At 68.7% G+C, this 24,244-nt stretch carries 22 protein-coding genes; 13 read left to right on the forward strand and 9 right to left on the reverse strand.

Translation table 11 applies throughout. The annotated features are described in order from the left end of the window. Nucleotides 1-13: 13 nt before the first annotated feature. The 6 genes from N5I32_RS04460 to N5I32_RS04485 form a co-directional block, all read right to left on the reverse strand. Nucleotides 14-2,440 carry a GcvT family protein gene (locus N5I32_RS04460; RefSeq protein ID WP_261494188.1) on the reverse strand — a complete coding sequence of 809 codons (2,427 nt, stop codon included), beginning with the start codon at nucleotides 2,438-2,440 and terminating at the stop codon, nucleotides 14-16. A gap of 156 nt (nucleotides 2,441-2,596) precedes the next feature. Next, nucleotides 2,597-3,922, reverse strand: coding sequence for a branched-chain amino acid ABC transporter permease (locus tag N5I32_RS04465; RefSeq protein WP_439648189.1), 1,326 nt, complete (start codon nucleotides 3,920-3,922; stop codon nucleotides 2,597-2,599). Further along, nucleotides 3,913-4,923, reverse strand: coding sequence for a branched-chain amino acid ABC transporter permease (locus N5I32_RS04470; RefSeq protein WP_261494190.1), 1,011 nt, complete (start codon nucleotides 4,921-4,923; stop codon nucleotides 3,913-3,915). The genes N5I32_RS04465 and N5I32_RS04470 overlap by 10 nt, the downstream gene beginning before the upstream one ends. A gap of 3 nt (nucleotides 4,924-4,926) precedes the next feature. Next, nucleotides 4,927-5,754 carry an ABC transporter ATP-binding protein gene (locus tag N5I32_RS04475; protein ID WP_261494191.1) on the reverse strand — a complete coding sequence of 276 codons (828 nt, stop codon included), beginning with the start codon at nucleotides 5,752-5,754 and terminating at the stop codon, nucleotides 4,927-4,929. Next, the gene (locus tag N5I32_RS04480; protein WP_261494192.1) at nucleotides 5,751-6,551 is read right to left on the reverse strand and encodes an ABC transporter ATP-binding protein; all 801 of its coding nucleotides are present in this window, start codon (nucleotides 6,549-6,551) and stop codon (nucleotides 5,751-5,753) included. The genes N5I32_RS04475 and N5I32_RS04480 overlap by 4 nt, the downstream gene beginning before the upstream one ends. A gap of 92 nt (nucleotides 6,552-6,643) precedes the next feature. Beyond that, on the reverse strand, nucleotides 6,644-7,828 hold the full coding sequence (locus N5I32_RS04485) for an ABC transporter substrate-binding protein (RefSeq protein WP_261494193.1): 1,185 nt from the start codon (nucleotides 7,826-7,828) through the stop codon (nucleotides 6,644-6,646). 129 nt (nucleotides 7,829-7,957) lie between these two features. Here N5I32_RS04485 and N5I32_RS04490 point away from each other — a divergent pair, with 129 nt between their 5' ends. Then, on the forward strand, nucleotides 7,958-9,088 hold the full coding sequence (locus tag N5I32_RS04490) for a PQQ-dependent sugar dehydrogenase (protein ID WP_261494194.1): 1,131 nt from the start codon (nucleotides 7,958-7,960) through the stop codon (nucleotides 9,086-9,088). A gap of 3 nt (nucleotides 9,089-9,091) precedes the next feature. Here the strand turns inward: N5I32_RS04490 and N5I32_RS04495 are convergent, their stop codons facing one another. Then, the gene (locus tag N5I32_RS04495; RefSeq protein ID WP_261494195.1) at nucleotides 9,092-10,111 is read right to left on the reverse strand and encodes a GlxA family transcriptional regulator; all 1,020 of its coding nucleotides are present in this window, start codon (nucleotides 10,109-10,111) and stop codon (nucleotides 9,092-9,094) included. A 144-nt stretch (nucleotides 10,112-10,255) separates the two neighbouring features. Here N5I32_RS04495 and N5I32_RS04500 point away from each other — a divergent pair, with 144 nt between their 5' ends. Further along, nucleotides 10,256-11,626, forward strand: coding sequence for a class II 3-deoxy-7-phosphoheptulonate synthase (locus N5I32_RS04500; protein WP_261494196.1), 1,371 nt, complete (start codon nucleotides 10,256-10,258; stop codon nucleotides 11,624-11,626). A gap of 54 nt (nucleotides 11,627-11,680) precedes the next feature. On the opposite strand, the gene N5I32_RS04505 is transcribed toward N5I32_RS04500, so the two are convergent. Beyond that, nucleotides 11,681-12,343, reverse strand: coding sequence for a PAS domain-containing protein (locus N5I32_RS04505; RefSeq protein ID WP_261494197.1), 663 nt, complete (start codon nucleotides 12,341-12,343; stop codon nucleotides 11,681-11,683). Between the two features lie 147 nt (nucleotides 12,344-12,490). Between N5I32_RS04505 and N5I32_RS04510 the strand changes: the two genes are divergently transcribed. The 10 genes from N5I32_RS04510 (at nucleotide 12,491) to N5I32_RS04555 (ending at nucleotide 22,464) form a co-directional block, all read left to right on the forward strand. Continuing rightward, on the forward strand, nucleotides 12,491-13,393 hold the full coding sequence (locus tag N5I32_RS04510; RefSeq protein ID WP_261494198.1) for a YicC/YloC family endoribonuclease: 903 nt from the start codon (nucleotides 12,491-12,493) through the stop codon (nucleotides 13,391-13,393). A gap of 2 nt (nucleotides 13,394-13,395) precedes the next feature. Further along, nucleotides 13,396-14,031 (forward strand): guanylate kinase, encoded by a 636-nt coding sequence (gmk, locus tag N5I32_RS04515; protein WP_261495922.1) that lies wholly within the window; start codon nucleotides 13,396-13,398, stop codon nucleotides 14,029-14,031. After that, nucleotides 14,028-14,546 (forward strand): gamma carbonic anhydrase family protein, encoded by a 519-nt coding sequence (locus N5I32_RS04520; RefSeq protein WP_261494199.1) that lies wholly within the window; start codon nucleotides 14,028-14,030, stop codon nucleotides 14,544-14,546. The genes gmk and N5I32_RS04520 overlap by 4 nt, the downstream gene beginning before the upstream one ends. Before the next feature lie 66 nt (nucleotides 14,547-14,612). Continuing rightward, nucleotides 14,613-15,443 carry a MurR/RpiR family transcriptional regulator gene (locus N5I32_RS04525; protein WP_261494200.1) on the forward strand — a complete coding sequence of 277 codons (831 nt, stop codon included), beginning with the start codon at nucleotides 14,613-14,615 and terminating at the stop codon, nucleotides 15,441-15,443. Between the two features lie 85 nt (nucleotides 15,444-15,528). Further along, nucleotides 15,529-17,448, forward strand: a complete 1,920-nt coding sequence (locus tag N5I32_RS04530; protein WP_261494201.1) for a bifunctional 5-dehydro-2-deoxygluconokinase/5-dehydro-2-deoxyphosphogluconate aldolase — start codon at nucleotides 15,529-15,531, stop codon at nucleotides 17,446-17,448. Next, nucleotides 17,445-19,274 carry a 3D-(3,5/4)-trihydroxycyclohexane-1,2-dione acylhydrolase (decyclizing) gene (gene iolD / locus N5I32_RS04535; protein WP_261494202.1) on the forward strand — a complete coding sequence of 610 codons (1,830 nt, stop codon included), beginning with the start codon at nucleotides 17,445-17,447 and terminating at the stop codon, nucleotides 19,272-19,274. Before N5I32_RS04530 ends, iolD begins: the two co-directional genes overlap by 4 nt. Before the next feature lie 21 nt (nucleotides 19,275-19,295). Next, nucleotides 19,296-20,195, forward strand: coding sequence for a myo-inosose-2 dehydratase (iolE, locus tag N5I32_RS04540; protein ID WP_261494203.1), 900 nt, complete (start codon nucleotides 19,296-19,298; stop codon nucleotides 20,193-20,195). A gap of 1 nt (nucleotide 20,196) precedes the next feature. Then, entirely contained in the window at nucleotides 20,197-20,397 is a 201-nt protein-coding gene (locus N5I32_RS04545) for a hypothetical protein (RefSeq protein ID WP_261494204.1), read from the forward strand. Next, nucleotides 20,394-21,218 carry a 5-deoxy-glucuronate isomerase gene (gene iolB / locus N5I32_RS04550; protein ID WP_261494205.1) on the forward strand — a complete coding sequence of 275 codons (825 nt, stop codon included), beginning with the start codon at nucleotides 20,394-20,396 and terminating at the stop codon, nucleotides 21,216-21,218. Before N5I32_RS04545 ends, iolB begins: the two co-directional genes overlap by 4 nt. 46 nt (nucleotides 21,219-21,264) lie before the next feature. Further along, nucleotides 21,265-22,464 carry a trans-sulfuration enzyme family protein gene (locus N5I32_RS04555; protein WP_261494206.1) on the forward strand — a complete coding sequence of 400 codons (1,200 nt, stop codon included), beginning with the start codon at nucleotides 21,265-21,267 and terminating at the stop codon, nucleotides 22,462-22,464. Here the strand turns inward: N5I32_RS04555 and N5I32_RS04560 are convergent, their stop codons facing one another. Next, nucleotides 22,465-22,839: a hypothetical protein gene (locus tag N5I32_RS04560; protein WP_261494207.1), complete on the reverse strand. Its 375-nt coding sequence runs from the start codon at nucleotides 22,837-22,839 to the stop codon at nucleotides 22,465-22,467. Between the two features lie 195 nt (nucleotides 22,840-23,034). On the opposite strand from N5I32_RS04560, the gene N5I32_RS04565 reads away from it, so the two are divergent. Then, entirely contained in the window at nucleotides 23,035-24,081 is a 1,047-nt protein-coding gene (locus N5I32_RS04565) for an ATP-binding protein (protein WP_261494208.1), read from the forward strand. Nucleotides 24,082-24,244: the final 163 nt, after the last annotated feature.

Here is a 24,244-nt window from a genome sequence, read left to right on the forward strand (position 1 = left end):
ATCCTTCCGGCGCCTAGCCGCGCATCCGCGCCCCGTCTGCATCCCAGAGCGGGCTGTTCACCATGCGCGCCTTGCGGCGTTCGCCAAGGATCTCGATCTCGCCCTCAAGCCCCTCGCGGATCAGTTCGACCGGCACGAAGGCCTGCGCGACCGACTGGCCCGTCCAGTGCGAATAGCCTCCGCTCGTGCAGAAACCCACCACCTTGTCGCCGATCCAGAGCGGTTCATAGGCCACCACGTCGGCATCGGCCGCATCGACGATGAAGGCGCAGAGCCGCCGCTTGGGCCCGGCCGCCTTTTCGGCCATGGCGGGGGCCTTGCCGATCCAGTCGGCGGGCTTGTTCCAGCGGATGAAGCGGTCGATGCCGGTTTCGCCGGGGAAGTAGTCCGGGCTGAATTCGCGCGCCCAGCTTCCGAACCACTTGTCGAGCCGGAGCGACATCATCGCGCGCATGCCGAAGGGGCGCAGGCCCAGGTCCTGGCCTGCGGCCCAGAGGGTGTGCCAGAGGTGGCGCTCGGACATGAAGTCGGTGAAGATCTCATACCCCAGGTCGCCGGTATAGCTGACCCGCTGCACCAGGCAGTCGGCCATGCCGATGGTCATGCGGCGCGCATCCATGAAGCGGAACGCCTCGGCCGAGACATCGGCGCGGGTGACGCGCGCCAGAAGCGCGCGCGCGTTCGGCCCGGCGATCTGGAACCCGGTGATCCGGTCTGAGACGTTTTCGACGCTCACGCCCGCATCCAGATTCGCCTCGAACCAGCGCAGGTGCTGGTCCTGCGCGCCATAGCTGCCGGTGATCTGGAACTCGGTCTCGCTGATGCAGGTGACGGTGAAGTCGCCGATGATCTTGCCCTTGGGGCTGAGCATCGGGGTCAGCGACAGGCGCCCCGGTTGCGGGATGGCACCCGCCATGATCCGGTCAAGCCAGGCGCGCGCGTTCGGCCCCCTGACCCGGAACTTGCCGAAGTTCTGCACCTCGTTGATGCCCACCGCCTCGCGCACGGCCATCACTTCCTGGCGCGTCGCCTCCCACGCGTTCGAGCGCTTGAAGGAGGGCGTCTCATGGCGCGGCTCGCCCGGCAGGGCGAAGTAGTTCACCACCTCGAGCCCGTATTGCGCGCCCCAGACCGCACCCATGCTGTCGAAGATGTCGTACATCGGCGTGGTGCGGAAGGGGCGGGCGGCGGGGCGCTCCTCGTTCGGGTAGGAGACCGAGAAGCGCATCTGGTAGTTCTCGATGACCTTCGGGACGGTGTAGCCCGGCGTCGTCCACTTGCCGAAGCGGGCGACATCGAAGCCGCGAGGGTCGACCTCGGTCTCGCCGTGGATCATCCATTCGGCCAGCGATTTGCCCATGCCGCCGCCCTGGCTGAAGCCCGCCATGACCGCGCAGGCGGACCAGTAGTTCCTGAGGCCCGGCACCGGACCGATCAGCGGGTTGCCGTCGGGGGCAAAGGTGAAGGGGCCGTGGATCACCCGCTTGACGCCCGAGCGTTCGAGGACGGGGAAGCGGCGGTAGGCGAAATTGACCGAGTCCTCGATCTTGTCGAACTGCTCGTTCAGAAGCTCGTGGCCGAATTCCCAGGGCGTGCCGTCCACGCTCCAGGGTTCGCAGGGTTTCTCGTAGAAGCCGATGCAGAGCCCGCGTCCCTCCTGCCGGAGATAGCTTTCGCCGCCGGGGTCCATGACATGGGGAAACTCGCGGCCCGATTTCAGGATGTCCATGATCTCGGGGATGTCGTCGGTGACGAGGTATTGGTGCGCCATCGGCAGCAAGGGCAGGTAGACGCCGGCCATGGCGCCGACCTCGCGCGCCCAGAGGCCGCCGGCGTTGACGACGTGTTCGGCATGGACGGTGCCCTTTTCGGTCACCACGTCCCAGCTTCCGTCCGCGCGCGGGGTGGTGGCGAGCACGCGGTTATGCTCCTCGATCGTGGCGCCGCCCATCTTCGCCGCGCGGGCGTAGGCGTGGGTGGTGCCGGAGGGGTCGAGGTGACCGTCGAGCGGATCGTAGAGCGCGCCGATGATGCCCTTGGTATCGACAAGGCCGTCGGTGAACTTCTCGATCTCGGCCGGCCCGAGGATTTCGGTGTGAAGGCCCATGTAGCGGTGCTTGGCCCGCTCCGCCTTCAGCATGTCGAAGCGTTCCTGGTTGTCGGCCAGCGTGATGCCGCCGACATGGTGAAGGCCGCAGGACATGCCCGTGATCTTCTCCAGCTCCTTGTAAAGCTGGATCGTGTAGCCCTGCAGCGCGGCCATGTTGGTGTCGCCGTTAAGGGTGTGGAACCCGCCCGCCGCGTGCCAGGTGGACCCGGAGGTGAGCGTCGAGCGTTCGATCAGCATCACGTCGGTCCAGCCGTACTTCGTCAGGTGATAGAGCACCGAGCAACCGACGACCCCGCCGCCGATGACCACGACCTGTGCTTCGGTCTTCATGTTCGCCTCCCGCAGAAATTGCGACCAATCAAGGCGCGAACGCGGCGTCCGGCATGTCGATCCGCGACAAAAGATGTCGTTTCGGATTTCCGAGCCCCAGAAAGGCGAAGGCCGGGGGTCTCCCCCCGGCCCGGATGCGCGGTGCCTGCCGCCGCGTCATTTCTCCGGGATCAGGCCACGTGGACTGAACCGCAGCACCAGGAGCAGCACGAGGCCGAGCGCGATGAGGCGCATGTGGGCGGCCGAGTCCTGCAGGTGGGTGCGCAGCGGCGAGGTCGGGTCCATGCCCGAGGTCAGGTAGTCGAGCGCGGCCGGCCCCCAGGCCTCGACCTTGAGCCAGAGGAAGCTGATCAGGAAGCCGCCAAGGATGGCGCCCCAGTTGTTGCCCGACCCGCCGACGATCACCATGACCCAGATGAGGAAGGTGAAGCGCAGCGGGCTGTAGGTGCCGGGGTTGTGCAGGCTGTCCATCGTCACCATCATCGCGCCGGCGAAGCCGCACACGGCCGAGCCGAGCATGAAGATCTGCAGATGGCGCCCGGTGACGTTCTTGCCCATCGCCTCGGCCGCGACCTCGTTGTCGCGGATGGCGCGCATCATCCGCCCCCAGGGCGATTTCAGCGCCAGTTCGGTCGCCATGGTCAGGACCAGCAGCACGACAAGGAAAAGCGCCGCGTAAAGCAGCTTGACCACGATGGTGGAGGCCACGACGGGGTCGGCGCCGAAGTTGGCGGCGAAATCGACGAAGCCGGGGCTGTTCTGAAGATCGACCTCATAGGGCACCGGGCGCGGGATGCCGATCACGTTCTTGACCCCGCGCGCCAGCCAGTCCTCGTTCTTCAGCACCGCGACGATGATCTCGCCGATGCCGAGGGTGGCGATGGCGAGGTAGTCGGAACGCAGGCCAAGTGCCGTCTTGCCGATCAGCCAGGCCGCCCCCGCCGCCAGCGCCGCACCGACCGGCCAGGACAGGAGCACCGGCAGGCCAAGGCCGCCGAGGTTGGAGTTTGTGGCGGGGTTGAACGCCTCCACCACCTCGGCCGCCGGATCGAAGAGCGCGCGGTAAAGGAAGAAGCCGCCGATCAGCGTCACGCACAGCGCCAGCAGCCGGGCGCGGCCGCGAAGGCGGTTGTTGAGCACGATGGCGAGCGCTATCACCCCCGCGCCCACGATCAGCGCGAAGATGAGCCGCCCGGCGCCGGAGGCTGTCCAGACCTCGGTCACCGGCGGGGTGGCAATCAGCACCGGGGCAAGTCCGCCAAGCGCGATGAAGCCCACGACACCGACGTTGAAGAGGCCGGCGTAGCCCCACTGCATGTTGACGCCCAGCGACATGATCGCCGAGAGGAGGCCAAAGTTCACGATGAACAGCGCCGTGTTCCAGCTGCCGCCGAAGATGCCGCCGAAGGTGGTGGACCCTTCCAGGACGATCAGAAGGGCCATGCCCGCGAAAAGGACGATGTTGCGCGTGTTCATACCGATTTCCCCTTGAAGAGGCCGGTGGGCTTGAAAAGCAGGACGACGATCAGGATCGCGAAGGAGACCGCGAACTTGTAGTCGGTGGACAGAAGCTGCGCGAGCCCGTCGGGGGCAAGGCTCTCGGGCAGGACATAGGTCGCGACCTTCTTCCAGGCGTAGGTGAAGCCCACCTCGCTGAAGGCGATCAGGAAGCCGCCGGCGATGGCGCCGAGCGGACTGCCCAGCCCGCCGACGATGGCGGAGGCGAAGATCGGCAGCAGAAGCTGGAAGTAGTTGAACGCCTTGAACGACTTGTCGAGGCCGTAAAGCGTGCCGGCAATGACCGCGAGGCCCGAGGCGATGATCCAGGTCACCGCCACGACCCGCTCGGGGCTGATGCCCGACAGCAGCGCCAGATCCTCGTTGTCGGAATAGGCGCGCATCGACTTGCCGGTGCGGGTCTTGTTCAGGAACCAGAAGAGCAGCGCCACGACCGCGACGGCGGTGACGATGGTCTGCGCCTGGCTTGCCTTGAACGCCAGCCCCTCCGCCAGCCCCGTCGCCGCCTTGAAGTCGTTGGCGTTGATGAGGAACTTGGCGCCGTCGGCAAAGCGGATTTCGTCCACGCCGATGACGAAGCGGGTGACGCCGTTCATCACGAACATCACCCCCATCGAGACGATGACGAGGATCACCGGCGCCGCCTTCTGCTTGCGGTAGAAGCGGTAGACGGAGCGGTCGGTCAGCAGCACCACGGCGGCGGTCAGCGCGATGCCGAGGGGCAGGGCGAGGAAAGCCGTGGGCAGGGGGCCGAAGCTCAGCCCCATGGATTGCAGCCACCAGGTGAAAAGGATCACGAAGCCGGTGCCAAGCGCCATCGTGTCGCCATGGGCGAAGTTGGAAAAGCGCAGGATGCCGTAGATCAGCGTCACGCCAAGCGCGCCAAGCGCAAGCTGCGCGCCATAGGCTGTGGCGGGAATGACGACGAAGTTCAGAAGTGCGACGATCGCGTTGAGAAGGTCCATGTCTCAGCCCCCCAGGAAGGTGCGGCGGACCTCGGGGTTGGCCAGAAGCGCCTCCCCGGTGTCGGTGTAGCGGTTGGCGCCCTGTACAAGGACATAGCCCTTGTCGGCGATCTCCAGCGCCTGGCGGGCGTTCTGTTCGACCATCAGGATCGAGATGCCGGTGCGCGCCACCTCGATGATGCGGTCGAAAAGCTCGTCCATGACGATGGGGGAGACGCCGGCGGTGGGTTCGTCGAGCATCAGGAGCTTCGGCTGGGTCATTAGCGCGCGCCCGACCGCGACCTGCTGGCGCTGGCCGCCCGACAACTCGCCCGCCGCCTGCCGGCGCTTGTCCTTGAGGATCGGGAACAGGTCGTAGACCTGCTCCATCGTGGCGCGGAAGTCGTCGCGGCGCAGGAAGGCGCCCATCTCCAGGTTCTCCTCGACCGACATCGACGGGAAGACGTTGTTGACCTGCGGGACAAAGCCCATGCCCTTGGCCACCCTGTCCTGCGGGGAAAGCAGGGTGATGTCCTCTCCGTCCAGCTTCACATGGCCGCCGCGCAGGTTCAGCATGCCGAACACGGCCTTCATCGCGGTCGACTTGCCGGCGCCGTTCGGGCCGACGATGACCGCGATCTCGCCCTTTTCCACCGTCAGCGTGCAGTCGTGCAGGATGTCGACCGGGCCGTAGCCGCCCGTCATCATCTCGGCGGCAAGGAAGGGGCCGCCGGGGGCAGGGGTCGCGCGGCCGGAGGTGCCGGGCAGCGTCATCGTGCCGCCGCCGGAGTTGGTGATGGAGCGGTCCTTGTTGCCGCGGTCGTCCTGGTAGGGGTTGCCGGTGTTGCTCATGCCCCGGCCTCCGCTGCCGCCTCGGACTTGACCTTGTTCTTGAGGCCGCGCCCCAGATAGGCTTCGATCACCGCCTCGTTCTCCATGATATGCGCGGCGGACCCTTCGGCCAGCACCTTGCCCTCGGCCATGACGATGACCGGGTCGCAGAGGCGGCCGATGAAATCCATGTCGTGTTCGATCACGCAGAAGGTATAGCCGCGTTCCTTGTTCAGCCGCACGATGGCGTCGCCGATCGTGTTCAGGAGCGTCCGGTTCACGCCCGCGCCGACCTCGTCGAGGAACACGATCTTGGCCTCCACCATCATCGTGCGGCCCAGTTCCAGAAGCTTCTTCTGGCCGCCGGAAAGGTTGCCTGCGCGTTCGTCGGCAAGATGAGAAATCGTCAGGAAATCAAGAACCTCGTCGGCCTTCTTCGCCAGCGCCGCTTCTTCCTCGCGGATGCGGGCGCGGTGGAACCAGGTGTTCCACAGCGTCTCCCCCGACTGGCCGGCGGGCACCATCATCAGGTTTTCCCTGACCGACATCGAGGAAAACTCGTGCGCGATCTGGAAGGTGCGCAAGAGGCCCTTGTGGAACAGGTCGTGCGGCGGCAGGCCGGTGATGTCCTCGCCGTCCATGAGGACGCGGCCCGACGTCGGCTTGTGCACCCCGGCGATGACGTTGAAGAGCGTCGACTTGCCCGCTCCGTTGGGCCCGATAAGCCCGGTGATCGAGCCGCTGGCAATCTCCAGCGAGGCGCCGTCGACCGCGCGGAAGCCGCCGAAATGCTTGTGCAGATCCTCGACGATGATCATGCGTTTCCACCCCTTCGCGCGGGTTCGCCCGCGTCTGTCGATATGGAAAGGCAGCCCGGTTGATCCGGGCTGCCCCTGGGAAGTGACGCCGCTTAGCGGTAGTTCACCGTCGAATAGACGCCATCGGCGAAGAGGATTTCCTGGTAGTTGCCCTTGCTTTCGCCCGGGCCCACCAGTTCCACCGCGCTGGCACCTTCATAATCGATCTCGGTGCCGGCCGCGATCAGGTCGAGCGCCTTGGCGAGTTCGCCCGGGTAGATCTTTTCGCCCGGCGCGTTGGCCAGGTCCATGATCTTGCCGGAGAAATCGGCCGAGTTCGACGAACCCGCCGCCGCCATCGCCAGCATGATCAGTGCCGCCGCGTCATAGCTTTCGGGCGCGAAGGCCGAGGTCCCGTCGATGCCCGCGGCACCGGCGAGGTCCTTGAACATCGCCGCGCCCTGGCTGTCGGTGCCCGGATAGGCGCCGTAGGAGCCGTTCAGTTCGGCGCCGAAGTTCTCGTTCAGCTTCTGGCCCACCATCCCGTCGGGGAAGTAGAAGGTCGAGAAGGCGCCGGTGTCGATCGCCGCGCGCACCACGCCCGAGCCGCCCTGGTCGACGTAGCCCGCGACCACGAGCACGTCGCCGCCGGCCGAGGCCAGCGCGCCCACTTCGGCCGAGTAGTCGGCCTTGCCGTCCTCATGCGCGGCCGAGATGGTGACGGTGCCGCCTGCCGCCTCGAAGTTGCGCTGGATCGATTCCGCCAGACCCTTGCCGTAGTCGTTGTTGGTGTAGGAAATGGCGATGGAGCCGATGCCCTTTTCCTTCAGGATGTCGGTCACGACCTCACCCTGGCGCGCGTCCGAGGGCGCGGTGCGGAAGAACAGACCGTTGTCCTCGGCCGTCGAGAGCGCCGGCGAGGTCGCCGAGGGCGAGACCATCACGATGCCGTTCGGCACCGCGACGTTCGACAGGATCGCGCCGGTCACGCCGGAGCAGTCCGCACCCATGATCGCGGAGACCTTGTCGGTGGTCACCACACGCTCGGCGGCGGCGGTCGCGGCGGCGGCATCGACGCAGGTCGAATCGCCGCGGACCGAGGTCACGGTGGACCCGCCCAGCAGCTTGCCGCTGTCGGTGACTTCCTTCATCGCGAGTTCGGCCGCCGCACCCATCGCCGGAGTGATCGATTCCAGCGGGCCGGTGAAGCCCAGGACGACACCGATCTTGATGTCCTCGGCGCTGGCCGCACCGGCAATGAGCGCGACCGAAGCGGTCGCGGCGAGAAGTTTCTTCATCAGATTGCTCCCATGTTGGATAAATATCCTGGCAGCGAAACTAGTGCGGCTTTCGGCAAAAGGAAAGCCGTTCGCGCAGGGGAACAAGGGCCGGGTCGCGGACGGCCCTGCCGGGAAGGGGAGTGCGGGATGCGGTGGCGTGCGAACGGGTCCGGTTTCTGGCGGCGCGTTCTTCTGATGCTGGTGGCCCTTGTCCTTTGCCGGCCCGCGGCCTGGGCGATGGAGACGAGCCAGGGCCGGCTGTCCGTCGTGGCCGTCGCGACCGGGCTCAAGGAGCCGTGGTCGCTCGCGTTCCTGCCGGACGGCGGGTTCCTGGTCACCGAACGCGGCGGCCGGCTCTGGCGGCAGGACGCAGGCGGCGCGCGGGTCGCGGTCGCGGGCGTCCCGGCCGTCTTCGCGCGCGGGCAGGGCGGGCTTCTCGACATCCTCGTGCCGCGGGACTTCGCGGCGCGGGGCGAGGTCTTCTTCAGCTTCGCGCGGCCGCAGGGGGCAGGGGCGGGCACGGGGGCGGGCGCAGGCACGGCGGTGGCGCGCGCGCGGCTTGTCGAGGCGCGGCTCGAAGAGGTGGAGCTGATCTGGGAAATGCCGCCTGGAACCTCCGGCGGGATCCATTTCGGCGGTCGTCTGGCCGAGGCGCCGGACGGCACGCTCTTCCTGACGCTGGGCGAACGCGGCGCCTTCGATCCGGCGCAGCGGCTGGACCGGCTGCAGGGCAAGATCGTCCATCTCACCCGCGATGGCCGCGCGGCACCGGGCGGCCCCTTTCCCGACGCGCCTTTCCCCGAGATCCACACGCTCGGCCATCGCAACCCGCAGGGGCTGGCCTTCGATGCCGAGGGACGGCTCTGGGCCAGTGAGCACGGCGCGATGGGCGGGGACGAGATCAACCTGATCGAAGCGGGGCGCAACTACGGCTGGCCGGTGATCGCCTACGGGCGGAACTACGATGGCAGCGCCATCGGCACCGGGCCGGCGCGGGCGGGGATGGAACAGCCGGTCCATTACTGGGACCCCTCGATCGCGCCCTCGGGCCACATGGTCTATTCCGGCCGGCTCTGGCCCGCGTGGGCGGGCAGCCATTTCGTCGGCAGCCTGAAGTTCGACTATATCGCCCGGCTCGACCCCGCCGCGGGCTGGGCGGAGGAGGCGCTGCGCTCGGGCGAGACGGGCCGTGTCCGCGACATCCGCGAGGCGCCGGACGGCTCGATCTGGTTCCTGTCGGTGGACCGCGGCGCGGTCTACCGGATCGCGCCGGAATAGCCCTCAGATCGACAGCCGCGCCAGGCCCGGCACGCCGTGGGTGCCGCGTTCGCGGTAGGGCGTCGTCTTGTAGTGCGCGCGGTAGCACTTGGAGAAATGCGACGGGCTGGCGAAGCCGCAGGCCAGCGCCACGTTGATGACGCTCATGTCGGTCTGCATCAGCAGGTTGCGCGCTTTCTGGAGCCTCAGTTCCATGTAGTACCGCTTCGGGCTGCGGTTCAGGTAGCGGCGGAACAGCCGTTCCAGCTGGCGGGTCGACATGCCCACCCGCTCGGCCAGGTCGGCCGGGCTGATCGGGTCCTCGATGTTGCTCTCCATCATCTGGATGACCTGCGAGAGCTTCGGGTGGCGCACGCCGATCCGGGTCGGGATCGACAGGCGCTGCGTGTCCTGGTCGGTGCGGATCGAGGAATAGATGAGCTGGTCGGCCACCGTGTTGGCCACCTCCTCGCCGTGGTCGGAGGCGATGATCTTCAGCATCAGGTCGATCGAGGCGGTGCCGCCCGCGGTCGACATGCGGTTGCCGTCCAGAACGAAGACCGACTTGGTCAGCTTCACATCCTCGAACTCCTCAAGGAAGCTGTCCTGGTTTTCCCAGTGGATGGTCGCCCGCTTGCCGTCCAGAAGCCCGGCCTTGGCCACGGTATAGGCGCCGGTGCAAAGCCCGCCGATCGCCGCCCCGCGGCGCGCCTCGCGGCGGAGCCAGTTGAGAATCGGCTTGCTGGTCGCGTCCTGCACGTCGATGCCGCCGCAGACGAGCACCGTATCCTCGCGCGTGATCTCCTCGAGCCCCATGTCGAGCCGGAAGGAGGCGCCGTTGGAACAGGTCGCCTCGGTCCCGTTCTCGCCGGCGAGCACCCAGGTATAGGCCTGGAAGCCGAGCACGCGGTTGGCGATGCGCAGCGGCTCGATCGCGCCGGCAAACGAGAGCATCGTGAACCGGTCCAGCAGGAGGAACACGAAGCGTTTTCGGCGTGGCGCCGCGGCGGGCGCGGACTTGCTGACGGCGGGAGCGGGGGGCATAATGCGACTCTGATCTGTCGTTTTGAGCACAGAACCATCAAATCGGGTGCCCCGCAAGGGGCAGTCGCCGCCGCAATCGGTTTGCATGGCGCCGGGGGGGGCAGTATAAGCCGCCCGGTTAACGCTAAACGCTTGGAGTGACCCATGACCAAGGGCTGGAACAAATCCGACTGGCGCAGCCGTCCGCGGGTGCAGATGCCGGATTATCCGGATCAGGCCGCGCTGGCGGCGGTCGAGGCGCAGATCGCGCGGATGCCCCCGCTTGTCTTCGCGGGCGAGACGCGCAAGCTCAAGCGCGCGCTTGGCGATGTGGCGGCGGGGCGCGCGTTCCTGCTCCAGGGCGGGGACTGCGCCGAAAGCTTCGCTGAGTTTTCCGCCGACAACATCCGCGACACCTTCAAGGTGATCCTGCAGATGGCCATCGTCCTGACCTGGGGCGCGAAGGTGCCGGTGGTCAAGATCGGCCGTGTCGCCGGGCAGTTCGCCAAGCCGCGCTCCGCGCCGACCGAGGTCGTGGGGGGGGTCGAGCTGCCGTCCTACCGGGGCGACATCATCAACGGCTTCGACTTCACCGAAGGTGCGCGGGTGCCGGACCCGGCGCGGATGCTGCAGGCCTACACCCAGGCGGCGGCGTCGCTGAACCTTCTGCGCGCCTTCTCGACCGGCGGTTTCGCCGACATGCACCGCGTCCAGAGCTGGATTTCCGGCTTCACCGACGAGGACGAGGCCACGCGCTATCGCGAGGTCGCGACCCGCATCCAGGACGCGATGGAGTTCATGGCGGCGGCGGGCGTCACCTCCGACACGGTGCACGCGATGCAGACGGTGGACTTCTACACCAGCCACGAGGCGCTGCTGCTGGAGTATGAAGAGGCGCTCTGCCGGATCGATTCGACCTCCGGTCTGCCGGTCGCGGGCTCGGGCCACATGATCTGGATCGGCGACCGCACGCGCCAACCCGACGGCGCGCATGTGGAATTCTGCCGCGGCGTGCAGAACCCGATCGGGCTGAAATGCGGCCCGTCGCTGTCGACCGACGACCTGAAGGTGCTGATGCGCAAGCTCAACCCCGAGAACGAGGCGGGGCGGCTGACGCTGATCGCGCGCTTCGGCGCGGGCAAGGTGGGCGACCACCTGCCAAGGCTTGTGCGCGCGGTCGAAGAGGAAGGCGCGAACGTCGTCTGGACCTGCGACCCGATGCACGGCAACACCATCAAGTCGGCCTCGGGCTACAAGACCCGGCCCTTCGATTCTGTGCTGCGCGAGGTGCGGGAGTTCTTTGCCGTCCACAAGGCGGAAGGCACCATCCCCGGCGGCGTGCACTTCGAGATGACCGGCAAGGACGTGACCGAATGCACCGGCGGCGTGCGCGCGGTGACGGACGAGGACCTGAGCGACCGCTACCACACCGCCTGCGACCCGCGCCTGAACGCCAGTCAGTCGCTGGAGCTTGCCTTTCTCGTCGCCGAGGAATTGCAGGACCGCCGCGCGATGCAGAAGGCCGCGGGGATGTAGGCGACGGCCGCGTTCCCGGAACGGAAAGCGGGCCCTTCGGGGCCTGTTTGCGTATCAGTCGTCCGACTTCACCAGCCGCAGATGCGCCCGCCCGCGTTCGGGCCTGAGAAAGCCCGCCATCGGCTCGGCAAAGCCCGGCGTCGCCAGGGAGAGCGGCGGGGTGGGCTGGCCTGCGACGATGTCGGTCCGGCGCACGTCGACCAGGGTGAAGCGGCGCGGCGCCAGCCCGATCGGGCCGGTCGTGGGCATGCAGCCAAGCGCGCGGTCGATCCCGCCGCGGTCGCTGCGCATCGGCAGGATCAGGAGGCGCGCGCCAAGCGCCGGGCGGCCGGGCCCGGTTTCGGCCATCAGCGAGACCTCGGCCACGGCGGGGCCGTCGAAGACCGCGGCGATCACCGCCCCCATTTCCGCCCGCGAGGCCGGGGACAGCATCGCGGTCAGCGGCATGCCCCGCACCTCCATCCCCATCAGGTCGTTGAGATGCCCGCCGGCGACGCGGAATCGCACCACCTGCGGGGCCACGCGTTCAAGGATGAAGGAACAGTCGAGCGCGCCCTCGATTCCGCGGGGGTCGACCTCGGAGCGCAGCGGCACCGGCCGGCCGGCGCGCAACGCCTCCCAATAGGCGCGGACCTCCTCCACGATCGTTTTCGTCATGTCCTTTCGCATCCCGGCGAAGGGGACGACCACGCCCCCCGGAAAACCATCCACACTCATCACACTCTCCCGGCCCTTCCCGTCCTTTCGCATTTCACAGACCGTCCGTTGTGGTCGGGTTCAGGCTTTGTTAACCCTAAGTCCGAAATGCTTACCCAAACGTTAACATAGCCGATCGCCGCCGCGATGGGCGGAAAAAGGACCCGGATGGTAAATCACGCGCTCATGTCGATGACGGGCTTCGCCGAGCGCCGGGGCGCCGGGGCGGGGGCCGACTGGGTCTGGGAGATTCGCGCCGTCAACGGCAAGGGTCTGGACCTTCGCCTGCGCCTGCCCGAGGGGATCGAGGGGCTGGAACAGGCCGCACGGGCGGCGGTGACCGCGCAGGTGGCGCGCGGCAACGTCACGCTCACGCTGAAACTCGCGCGCGGGGCCGAGGCCGGCGCGCCGCGCGTCAATGCCGCGGGCCTTGCGGCGGCGCTGGATGCGCTGGCCACGGTGTCGCAGGTCGCCGCGCAACGGGGGATCGAGCTTCGCCAGACCGCGGCCAGCGACATCCTGATCCTGCGCGGCGTTCTGGAAACCGGCGCGGCGGAGGAGGATACCGGCCCGCTTCTGGCGGCCCTTCTGGCCGACCTTGACGCGGCGCTCACGGCCTTCAACGCCATGCGCGCGGCCGAGGGGCAGGCGCTGGCCGGCGTCATCGCGGGCCAGATCGCGCGGGTTGCCGAGCTTGCCTCGGCGGCCCGCGCGGCCGCCGAGGCGCGCCGGCCGCTGATGGAACAGGCGCTGCGCGACAACCTGGCCCGCGTCCTTGCCGGCGCGGCCGAGGCCGACCCCGCGCGCGTCGCGCAGGAACTGGCGCTGCTGGTGGTGAAGGCCGACGTGACCGAGGAACTGGACCGGCTGGCCGCCCATGTCGCGGCGGCCGGACGGCTTCTGGCCGAAAAGGGCGCGGTCGGGCGCAAGTTCGACTTCCTGATGCAGGAATTCATGCGCGAGGCGAACACGCTCTGCTCCAAGTCCGGCAACGCCGATCTGACGCGCATCGGGCTTGACCTCAAGACCGTCATCGACCAGATGCGCGAACAGGTTCAGAACGTGGAATGACGATGCAGCGCCGGGGTCTCCTCATCATCCTGTCCTCGCCCTCGGGCGCGGGGAAATCGACGCTGGCGAAACGGCTGATGGCCTGGGACCCGACGCTGCGCTTTTCCGTGTCGGCCACCACGCGCGCGCCGCGGCCGGGCGAGGTGGACGGGCGCGACTACTATTTCCGCAGCCGGGCCGAGTTCGAGGCGATGGTCGCCGCGGGCGAGATGCTGGAACATGCCGAGGTCTTCGGCAACTTCTACGGCTCCCCCAAGGCGCCGGTCGAGGCGGCGATGGCCGAGGGGCGCGACACGCTCTTCGACATCGACTGGCAGGGCGGGCAACAGATCCGCAACTCGGTCCTCGGCAAGGATGTGGTCTCGATCTTCGTCCTGCCGCCATCGATCGCGGAACTGGAGCGCCGCCTGCGCACGCGCGCGCAGGACAGCGATGCGGTGATCGCGGGCCGGATGGCGAAATCCGAGGCCGAGATCAGCCACTGGGCCGAATACGACTATGTCCTGATCAACGACGATCTCGACCGCGCCGAGGCGGACCTGCGCACCATCCTTGCCGCCGAACGCATGCGCCGCGACCGTCAGCCGGGTCTGTCCGACTTCGTGCGCGGCCTCAACAGGGAGTTCGAGAACCGATGATCTACACGCTCGACGGGATCGGCCCCGAGATCGGCCGCGGTGTCTGGATCGCGCCGGACGCCAACATCATCGGCAAGGTGGTGCTGGAGGACGAGGCGGGCATCTGGTTCGGCGCGACGCTTCGGGGCGACAACGAGGTGATCCACGTCGGCCGCGGCACCAACCTGCAGGAAAACGTCGTCTGCCACACCGACATGGGCTATCCGCTGGTGATCGGGCCGGATTGCACCATCGGCCACAAGGCGATGCTGCACGGCTGCACCATCGGCGCGGGCACGCTGATCGGGATGGGCGCCACCATCCTGAACGGCGCGCGGATCGGCGCGGGTTGCCTGATCGGCGCCGGCGCGCTGGTGACCGAGGGCAAGGATATCCCCGACGGGTCGCTTGTCATGGGCGCGCCGGGCAAGGTGGTACGGGTGCTGGACGCGGCGGCGCGGGCGCGGCTTCTGGCCTCGGCCGAGGGCTACCGGGAAAATGCGCGGCGCTTCATCGCGGGGCTGAAGGCCGTCTGAATTCAACGGTGGAATGAAAATTCCACATGTGGTATTTTGGGCGAAACCGTCAGGATGGCAGACCCGATGACCTTGCAGGACCGCCCGGCGGATGCGCCCGCCTCTCTCGACGCCTTTGCCCGGCGACTTCAGGACATGGCGCCGGGCCTGCCCAAGCGGCTGCGCCAATGCGCCGACCATGTGGGGCGGAACCTTGACCGGGTTGCGGTCTCCACCGTGGCGGACCTGGCCGAAGGGGCAGGGGTGCCGCCCTCGGCGGTGATGCGGTTCTGCCAGATCATGGGGTTTTCCGGCTTTTCCGAGATGCAGCGCCTGTTTCGCGAGGATTACGGCGGCGCGCGGCCCGACTACGCCACCCGCCTGCGCGCCCTGCGCGAAGGGGCGGGGTCGTCGCCCGGCGCGCTGCTGGCGGAGTTCATCGATGCGGGGCGCGCTTCGCTGGAGCGTCTGGCCACACAAGCCAATGAAACGGCAATGGAAACCGCGACGCACCGGCTGGCGGCCGGGCGGATGATTCATCTCGCGGGCTTTCGTCGGGCCTATCCGGTGGCAAGCTACATGGCCTACGCGCTGGAGCGCATGGGGGTGGCAGCGATGCTCCACTCGGGTGCCGGGCATCTGGACCAGAGCCAAGCCATCTCCGCCGATGACGCCGTCCTGGCGATCACCTTCGCGCCCTACAGCGCCGAGACCGTGGACCTGGTGGCCCTGGCGCAGAAGCGGGGGGCGCGGATCGTCGCGCTGACCGACGGCGTGGCCAGCCCGGTCGCGCTTGCGGGCGTCACCGTCCTGACGGTCGAGGAGGTGGACTTCGGCGCCTTCCGCTCGCTCTCGGCGACGCTGGCGGTGGCCATGGCCCTTGCGGTCGCGATCGGAACGCGGCGCGGCACGGTGTGAAGAACGGGGTTTCGCCCGTCGCCAAAATGGAATAAATATTCCATGAGCGGGGCGGGTGAGTCGCCGCCGACCTTGGGGGGAAGCCATGAAGCCACTCGACGTGATCACCATCGGTCGCGCCTCGGTCGATCTTTACGGCGCGCAGGTCGGCGGGCGGCTGGAAGACATGGGCTCGTTCCAGAAATACATCGGCGGCAGCCCCTGCAACATGGCCGCCGGCACCGCGCGGCTGGGCCTGCGCTCGGCGCTGATCACGCGGGTCGGCGACGAACACATGGGCCGCTTCATCCGCGAGGAACTGGCGCGCGAGGGGGTGGATGTGCGCGGCGTCCGGACCGATCCGGAGCGGCTGACGGCGCTGGTCCTGCTCGGCATCCGCGACGACAAGCAGTTCCCGCTGATCTTCTACCGGGAGAATTGCGCCGACATGGCGCTTTGCGAGGACGACATCGACGAAGGCTTCATCGCCGAGGCGCGGGCGGTGGTGGCGACCGGCACCCATCTGTCGCACCCGCGCACCGAGGCGGCGGTTCTGAAGGCGCTGCGGATCGCGCGCGAGACCGGCGCGCAGACCGCGCTCGACATCGACTACCGGCCGAATCTCTGGGGGCTGTCGGGGCACGGCGACGGCGAAAGCCGGTTCATCGAGTCCGCCAAGGTCACGGCCAAGCTGCAATCCACGCTCTGCCTTTTTGACCTGATCGTGGGGACGGAGGAAGAATTTCACATCGCCGGCGGCACCACGGACACGATCGCCGCGCTGCGCGCCGTCCGCGCCGTCAGCACCGCCACGCTGGTCTGCAAGCGCGGGCCGATGGGGGCGGTGGCCTTCACCGGGCCGATCCCCGACCGGCTGGACGACGGCGAAAGCGGCCCCGGCTTCCCGATCGAGGTGTTCAACGTGCTCGGCGCCGGCGACGGGTTCATGTCGGGCCTCTTGAAGGGCTGGCTCGACGGCGAACCATGGCCGGTCGCGCTGACCTACGCCAATGCCTGCGGCGCCTTCGCGGTCAGCCGCCACGGCTGCACGCCCGCCTATCCGAGCTGGGAGGAGTTGCAGTTCTTCCTCGCGCGCGGGGTGGTGACGCCGGCCCTGCGCAAGGACGCGGCACTCGAACAGGTGCACTGGGCGACGAACCGCCACGGCGACTGGGGGGCGATGCGCGTCTTCGCCTTCGACCACCGGATGCAGCTTGAGGATATGGCGCGCGCGGCGGGGGCAGACCCCGCGCGCATCGGCGCCTTCAAGGACCTGTGCCTTGATGCCGCGCTGAAGGTCGCGGGCGGCAGGCCCGGCCACGGCATCCTCTGCGACCGGCGGCTGGGGCGGTCGGCGCTGTACCGGGCGGCGGGCACCGGGCTCTGGATCGGGCGGCCGGTCGAATGGCCCGGCTCGCGCCCGCTGGCGACGGAGCCCGAGATCGGGCCGGATTTCGGCGGGCTCGCGGAATGGCCGCTAGGCCATGTGGTCAAGGCGCTCTGCTTCTGCCACCCCGACGACGACGCGGAAACCCGCGCCGCGCAGGAGGCGACGGTGACGCGGCTTTTCCATGCCGCGCGGCGCAACCGGCTGGAATTCCTGCTGGAGATCATCCCCTCCAAGGTCGGGCCGGTGGATGACACGACCAGCGCGCGACTGATCCGCCGCTTCTACGAGATCGGCGTCTTCCCCGACTGGTGGAAGCTCGAACCCTTCCGGACCGAGGCGGCCTGGGCCAAGGCGGCCGCGGCGATCCGGGAGAGCGACCCGCATGTGCGCGGCATCGTCGTCCTGGGGCTCGACGCGCCCGAGGCGGAGCTGGCGGCCAGCTTCGCGCTGGCGGCGCGGGAGCCGCTGGTGAAGGGCTTCGCGGTCGGCCGCACGATCTTCGGCCAGACCGCGCGCGACTGGCTGGCGGGCCGGGTGACGGACGATCAGGCGGTTGCCGACATGGCGGCGAAATATGGCAAACTCTGCGCGATCTGGGATGACGCCCGGGCGGCGGCGATGGGAGGGGCGGCATGACGACCGTAAGGCTGACGGCGGCGCAGGCGATGGTGCGCTGGCTTGCGAACCAGCGGACCGGGGACGGCGCGCGGTTCATCGAGGGCATTTGGGCGATCTTCGGCCATGGCAATGTCGCCGGCATCGGCGAGGCGCTGCAGGCGGCGGGCGACGATTTCCCGACCTGGCGCGGCCACAACGAACAGACCATGGCGCATACCGCGATCGCCTATGCCAAGGCGCTGAAGCGCCGCCGCGCGATGGCGGTCACGACCTCGATCGGGCCGGGGGCCACCAACCTGGTGACGGCGGCGGCGCTGGCGCATGTGAACCGGCTGCCGGTCCTCCTGATCCCCGGCGACGTCTTTGCCAACCGCGGCCCCGACCCGGTCCTGCAACAGGTCGAGGACTGGGGCGACGGCACCGTGTCGGCCAACGACTGCTTCCGCCCCGTCAGCCGGTACTTCGACCGCATCACGCGGCCCGAACACATCCTGACCGCGCTGCCGCGCGCGCTGCGGGTGATGACCGACCCGGCCGATTGCGGGCCGGTGACGCTGGCCTTCTGCCAGGATGTGCAGGCCGAGGCCTACGACTATCCCGAAAGCTTCTTCGCGCCGCGCGTCTGGCATGTCCGCCGGCCGGAGCCGGATGCGGCGGAACTGGCGCAGGCGATCGCCGCGATCCGCACCGCCAAGGCCCCGGTGATCGTCGCCGGCGGCGGGGTGATCTATTCGGAGGCCGAGGCGACGCTGGCCGCCTTCGCGACGGCGCACGCCATCCCGGTGGTCGAGACGCAGGGCGGCAAGTCCGCGCTCGCCCATGACCACGCGCTGAACTTCGGCCCGGTGGGCGTGACCGGCGGATCGGCCGCCAACACGGTCTGCGAAGGCGCCGATCTGGTCATCGGCGTCGGCACCCGGTTCCAGGACTTCACGACAGGAAGCTGGGCGCTGTTCCGCAACCCCACCCGACGCCTCCTGTCGATCAACGTTCAGCCCTTCGATGCGGCCAAGCACGGCGCCATCGGCCTTGTCTCGGACGCGCGCGTGGCGCTGGAGCGGATCGGCGCGGCGCTTGGCGCGCAGCGGTGGGATGCGCCGGCGGCGGCGCTGCGCACAGGCTGGGCGCAGGCGACGGCGGCGGTCAAGGCCGCGCCCGGCGCCGGCAACGCGCTTCCGACCGACGCGCAGGTGATCGGCGCGGTGCAGCGCACCGCCGGCCCCGCGACCGTCGTGATGGGGGCGGCGGGCACCATGCCGGGCGAGTTGCACAAGATCTGGAATGCCTCGCAGGGCGGCTACCACATGGAATACGGCTATTCCTGCATGGGCTACGAGGTAGCGGGCGCGCTCGGCATCAAGCTGGCGCGGCCGGAGGCCGATGTCGTCTGCATGGTCGGCGACGGCAGCTACATGATGGCGAACTCGGAGCTTGCGACGGCGGTGATGATGGGCGTCCCGTTCACGGTGGTGCTGACCGACAACCGCGGCTACGGCTGCATCAACCGCCTGCAACAGGGCTGCGGCGGTGCGCCGTTCAACAACCTTCTCGATGACGCGCGGCATGTGAACCCCTCGGCCATCGACTTCGTGGCCCATGCCGCCGCGATGGGGGCGAAGGCGGTGAAGGCCGCCGACATCGCCGGGCTTGAAGCAGAACTGAAGGCGGCCAAGGGGGCGGACCGGCCGGTGGTGATCGTCATCGACACCGACCCTGCGCCCTCGACCGAAGCCGGGGGCCACTGGTGGGACGTGGCCGTGCCCGAAGTCTCTGCCCGGCCCGAGGTCAATGCCGCCCGCGCGCGCTATGAAGAACAGACGAAATCCCGCAGGCTCGCCGACTGAGCCCGAACATCAGGTGCAGACATGATCCTTTACGGCACGAACCCCATCGCCTGGTCCAACGACGACGACCAGACACTGGGCGCCCACATCAGCCTTGAGCAATGCCTCGACGACACCGCCCGCATCGGCTTTGACGGGATCGAGAAGGGCCACAAGTTCCCCACGACCGTCGAGGGGCTGAAGGCCGCGCTCGACCCGCGCGGGCTGCGGTTCATCTCCGGCTGGCACTCGACCAACCTTCTGGTCAACGACATCGACGCGGAAAAGGCCGCGATGCAGCCCTTCCTCGACATCCTCAACGGCATGGGATCGCAGGTCATCATCGTCTGCGAGACGTCGAACGCGATCCACGGCAACGACAGGGTGGCGGTGAACGACCGGCCGCGCCTGATCGAGGATCGCTGGCGCGGCTTCGGCGCGGGAATCGAGGCGCTGGCGGAATACGCGGGCGCGCAGGGCATCCAGCTCGTCTATCATCATCACATGGGCACGATCGTGGAAAGCGAGACCGAGATCGACCGCCTGATGGAGGTGACGGGGCCTGCGACGAAGCTGCTGCTCGACACCGGGCATTGCTTCTTAGGCGGCGGCGATCCGGAACGGGTGGCGCGGAAATACATGGGCCGGGTCGGCCACATCCACGCCAAGAACGTGCGCCCCGCCATCATGGCAGAGGTGCGCCAGCAGGGGCTTTCGTTCCTTGAAGGGGTCCGGCGCGGGGTCTTCACTGTTCCGGGCGACCCCGAGGGCGGGGTCGATTTCGCCCCGGTCCTGAAGGTGGCGGCCGAGCACGGCTATCAGGGCTGGCTGGTGATCGAGGCCGAGCAGGACCCCGACGTGCGCGACCCGGTGACCTACCAGAGCTTGGGGCTGAAGGCGCTGAAGGCGATGGCGCGCGAAGCCGGACTGGACCGGGGCTGAGATGGCGCGCTTTCTCGACCGCGACCATCCGATGTTCCGGCGGCCCTGGGTGCGGGTGGTGACGGTCGCGGCACCGCTCGGCTGGGCGGCGGTCGAATTCGCGGGCGGCGCGCCCTTCTGGGGCATGATGTTCGCGGCGCTGGGGGGCTACGCAGCGTGGGAACTGTTCCTGCGCGGACCGGACGAGGGGAAGGACAGATGAGCCAATCAGACCTGTTGCGCCGCCCGGCGGGAACGCGGGGCAAGGTCCACGACATCACGCCCGAAAGTGCGGGCTGGGGCCATGTCGGCTTCAGCCTCTACCGCCTTGCGGCCGGCGAGACGGCGGCCGAGGCCACGGGCGGGCGCGAGGCGATCCTGGTGATGGTCGAGGGCAAGGCCCGGATCGCGGCGGCCGGGCAGGACTTCGGCGAACTGGGCGAGCGGATGGACGTCTTCGAGAAGACCCCGCCGCACTGCCTTTACGTCCCGAACGGCAGCGACTGGACCGCAACTGCGACGACCGACTGCACGCTGGCCGTCTGCACCGCGCCGGGCCGGGGCGGCCACGCCGCGCGCCGGATCGGCCCCGACGGCATTACGCTGACACAACGCGGCATCGGCGCCAACACGCGCTTCATCAACAACATCGCGATGGAGGCCGAGGATTACGCCGACAGCCTTCTGGTGACAGAGGTCTTTACCCCGCAGGGCAACTGGTCCTCCTATCCGCCGCACCGGCATGACGAGGACGACTTCCCCCGCATGACCTATCTGGAGGAGACCTATTACCACCGCCTGAACCCCGCGCAGGGCTACGGCATCCAGCGCGTCTTCACCGAGGACGGCAGCCTGGACGAAACCATCGCGGTCGCGAACCACGACGTCGTGCTGGTGCCGCGCGGCCATCACCCCTGCGGCGTGCCCTACGGCTACGAGATGTATTACCTGAACGTCATGGCCGGTCCGCTGCGCAAGTGGCGGTTCCGGAACCACCCGGACCACGACTGGATTTATCAGCGCGACCTGAAGCCCGCCACTTGAGGGGCGCGCGGCGACGTGCCAAGCAGGGCGGGAAGGAGACCCGCCCATGACCGACCGTCCCGACTTTCCCGACAACCTCGTCCGCCGAGAGGGGCTGCCGCGTAGCGTCAGCCGCCCGGTGGTGACGCCGATCATGCCCGCGGTCGTCTATGCCTCGGAAAGCCCGGACGAACTGGACGCGCAGTACGAAGGCCGGGTGAAGGGCTTCACCTACGCGCGTGAGGGGCACCCGAACGCCGAGGTTCTGGCGCGCAAGATCGACGCGCTGGAAGGGGCGGAGGGGGGGCTGATCCTCGGCTCCGGCATGGCGGCGGTGACGGCGGTGCTGCTGGGCTGCCTGAAGGCGGGGGACCATGTGCTCGGCGGCGATCAGCTTTACGGCCGCTCGCTGCGCCTGATGGGCACCGACCTGCCGCGCCTCGGCATCGCCACCTCGCTCGCCGATCCGACCGATGCGGCCGCCTTCGCCCGCGCGATCCGGCCCGAGACGCGGATGGTGCTGGTCGAACTGGTGTCGAACCCGACGCTCAGGGTTGCCGACATTCCCGGCATCGCCGCGATCTGCCGCAACCGCGGCATCCTGCTGGCGGTGGACAGCACCTTTTCCACCCCGCGCGCCTTCCGCCCGTTCGAGCATGGCGCCGACATCGTCATCCACTCGGTGACAAAGCTTCTGGCCGGGCATTCGGACGTGACGCTGGGCTATGTCGCGGCGAAGGACCCCGCACTCCGCAAGGCGATCTACGACTTCGCGGTGACCACGGGCATGACGCCCAGCCCCTTCGACTGCTGGCTGGCCGAACGCGGGCTGATGAGCTTTCACCTGCGCTACGACCGGGCGGAGGAGAATGCGCGCGTGCTGGCAGACCATCTCGCGGGCCTGCCGGGGGTCCGGCGCGTCCTTTACCCGCTGCGGCCCGACCACCCCGACCACAACCGCGCCGCCGCCCTTCTGGGCGCGCGCGGCGGCAACATGCTGTCCTTCGAGGTCGAGGGGGGCAGGGCGGCGGCCAATGCCTTGACCCGCGCCATGCCGGACCTGCCTTTTGCGCCGACGCTGGGCGACATAGGCACTATCCTGTCGCATTCGGCCTCCTCCTCCCACCGCGCGCTGTCGCCCGAGGCGCGGGCGGCGCTTGGCATCACCGAAGGCTTCTTCCGCGTGTCGGTGGGGGTTGAGGACATCGCCCTTCTGAAACGCGACTTCACCGCCGGCGTCGCCGCGGCCCGGGACGCGGCGCGCTGATCAGAGGCCGTCGACCTCGACGATGTCGATCCGGATCTCCGGGCAGTGCGCGCGCAGTTCCGCCAGCACCGTGCGGGCATTCGGCAACCGCCCGGCAAAGGCCGAGAAGCGGCCGCGGTAGCCCAGGCGGCGCAACGTCTCGCACAGTTCGATGGCGTCGAAGCCGGCGGTGACCAGGGGCGCCACGACATGGCCCGGATCGACCTTGGCCAGAAGGCGGGCGTCGAGATGGTCGTGGCGCGCGTGGACCAGGGGGCCGATCCCCCGCGCCTCGATCACGGCGGCCAGCGAAGGCAGGCAGTCGATGGCGAGGATCCGCTCCTCCCCCGGCCCGGACGTCGGCGTCTTGGCGGCTTCGGCAGAGGGCAAGGGCATTGCGCGATCTCACACAAACGACAGGTTCGACACGGGCACCGGCGGCGGCAGTCTGGCCCTTTCCGGTGCGGTCGCGAACGGGAATACACCCATAGGTTGATACTGACCAGCGCAATTGCGACACCGAACGGGGCGCAGATTTACTTCGCCCCGCATCTGACGCAGGTTTGAGCGGACGGAGGCGCAGGAGGAACGATGGACAGCCGCGACTGGCACGAAGCGATGGCGGCGGTCCCCATGGCGCTGATGCTGCTTGATTCGGAGGAGCGGATCATCGCGGCGAACCCGGCGGCTCAGGCGCTCTTCGGCGAGGGCGTGGAGGACCGGCTGGGCGCTGCGGTCCTGCGCCATCCCGGATTTCTCGATGCGTTGTCACGGGTTCTGGCCGAGGGGGAGCCGGTGCAGACCCGCGCGACCCTTCCCGGCCGGTCCGGGGAGGGGGGCCTGCGCGTCCATGTCTCACCCGTTCGGATCGCGGGCGCGCCCGCCGCGCTTGCCGCCTTCGAGGATCTGTCGGCGCTGGAGCAGGCCGAGGCGATCCGCCGCGACTTCGTGGCCAACGTCAGCCACGAATTGCGCACGCCCCTGACCGCGCTCATCGGCTTCATCGAGACGCTGAAGGGCCCCGCGCGCGACGACGCGGCCGCCCGCGACCGCTTCCTGGCAGTGATGGACAGCGAGGCGGGCCGGATGATGCGGCTCATCAACGACCTGCTGTCGCTGTCCAGGGTGCAGGCGGAGGAGCGGCGCCGGCCGTCGCAGACGGTGGCGGCGGGCGATATCCTGCAGCGCGCGGTGCTGGCGCAATCGGCGCTGGCCGCGGCGGCGGGCGTGACGCTGGTGCTGGAAGCCGGCGCGGGGGAATGCCGGGTGCAGGGCGATCCCGACCAGTTGATGCAGGTCTTCGTCAACCTCATCGAGAACGCGGTCAAATACGGCGGGGCGGGCAGGGAGGTGCGGCTTACAGTCAGCCCGATCGCGCGCGAGCCGGTGCTGAAGGGGCCCGCGGTGCAGATCGCGGTGATCGACCGGGGCGAGGGAATCGACCCTATCCACCTGCCGCGCCTGACCGAGCGATTCTACCGCGTCGACACCCACCGCAGCCGGTCGAAGGGCGGCACCGGGCTGGGCCTCGCCATCGTCAAGCACATCGTCGCCCGTCACCGCGGGCGGCTCCGGATCGAGAGCGAGATCGGAAAAGGCAGCACATTCAGCGTGATCCTGCCGACCGTGGAGGGCTGATCGCGCCGGTGTCCAAGGCCCGTGCCGGGGCCGGGCAGGAGGGTTCGGCGGGGGGCGCGATTGTCATGCGCCTGTTACACTCGCATCACAAAAGCATTGCACCCGACCGTTAGACCGGCGGCGAGGTTGCCCCAGAGGCGCCCGAAACCGACCTGACTTGGAG

The organism is Albidovulum sediminis, assembly GCF_025380365.1.
Classification (GTDB): domain Bacteria; phylum Pseudomonadota; class Alphaproteobacteria; order Rhodobacterales; family Rhodobacteraceae; genus Albidovulum; species Albidovulum sediminis.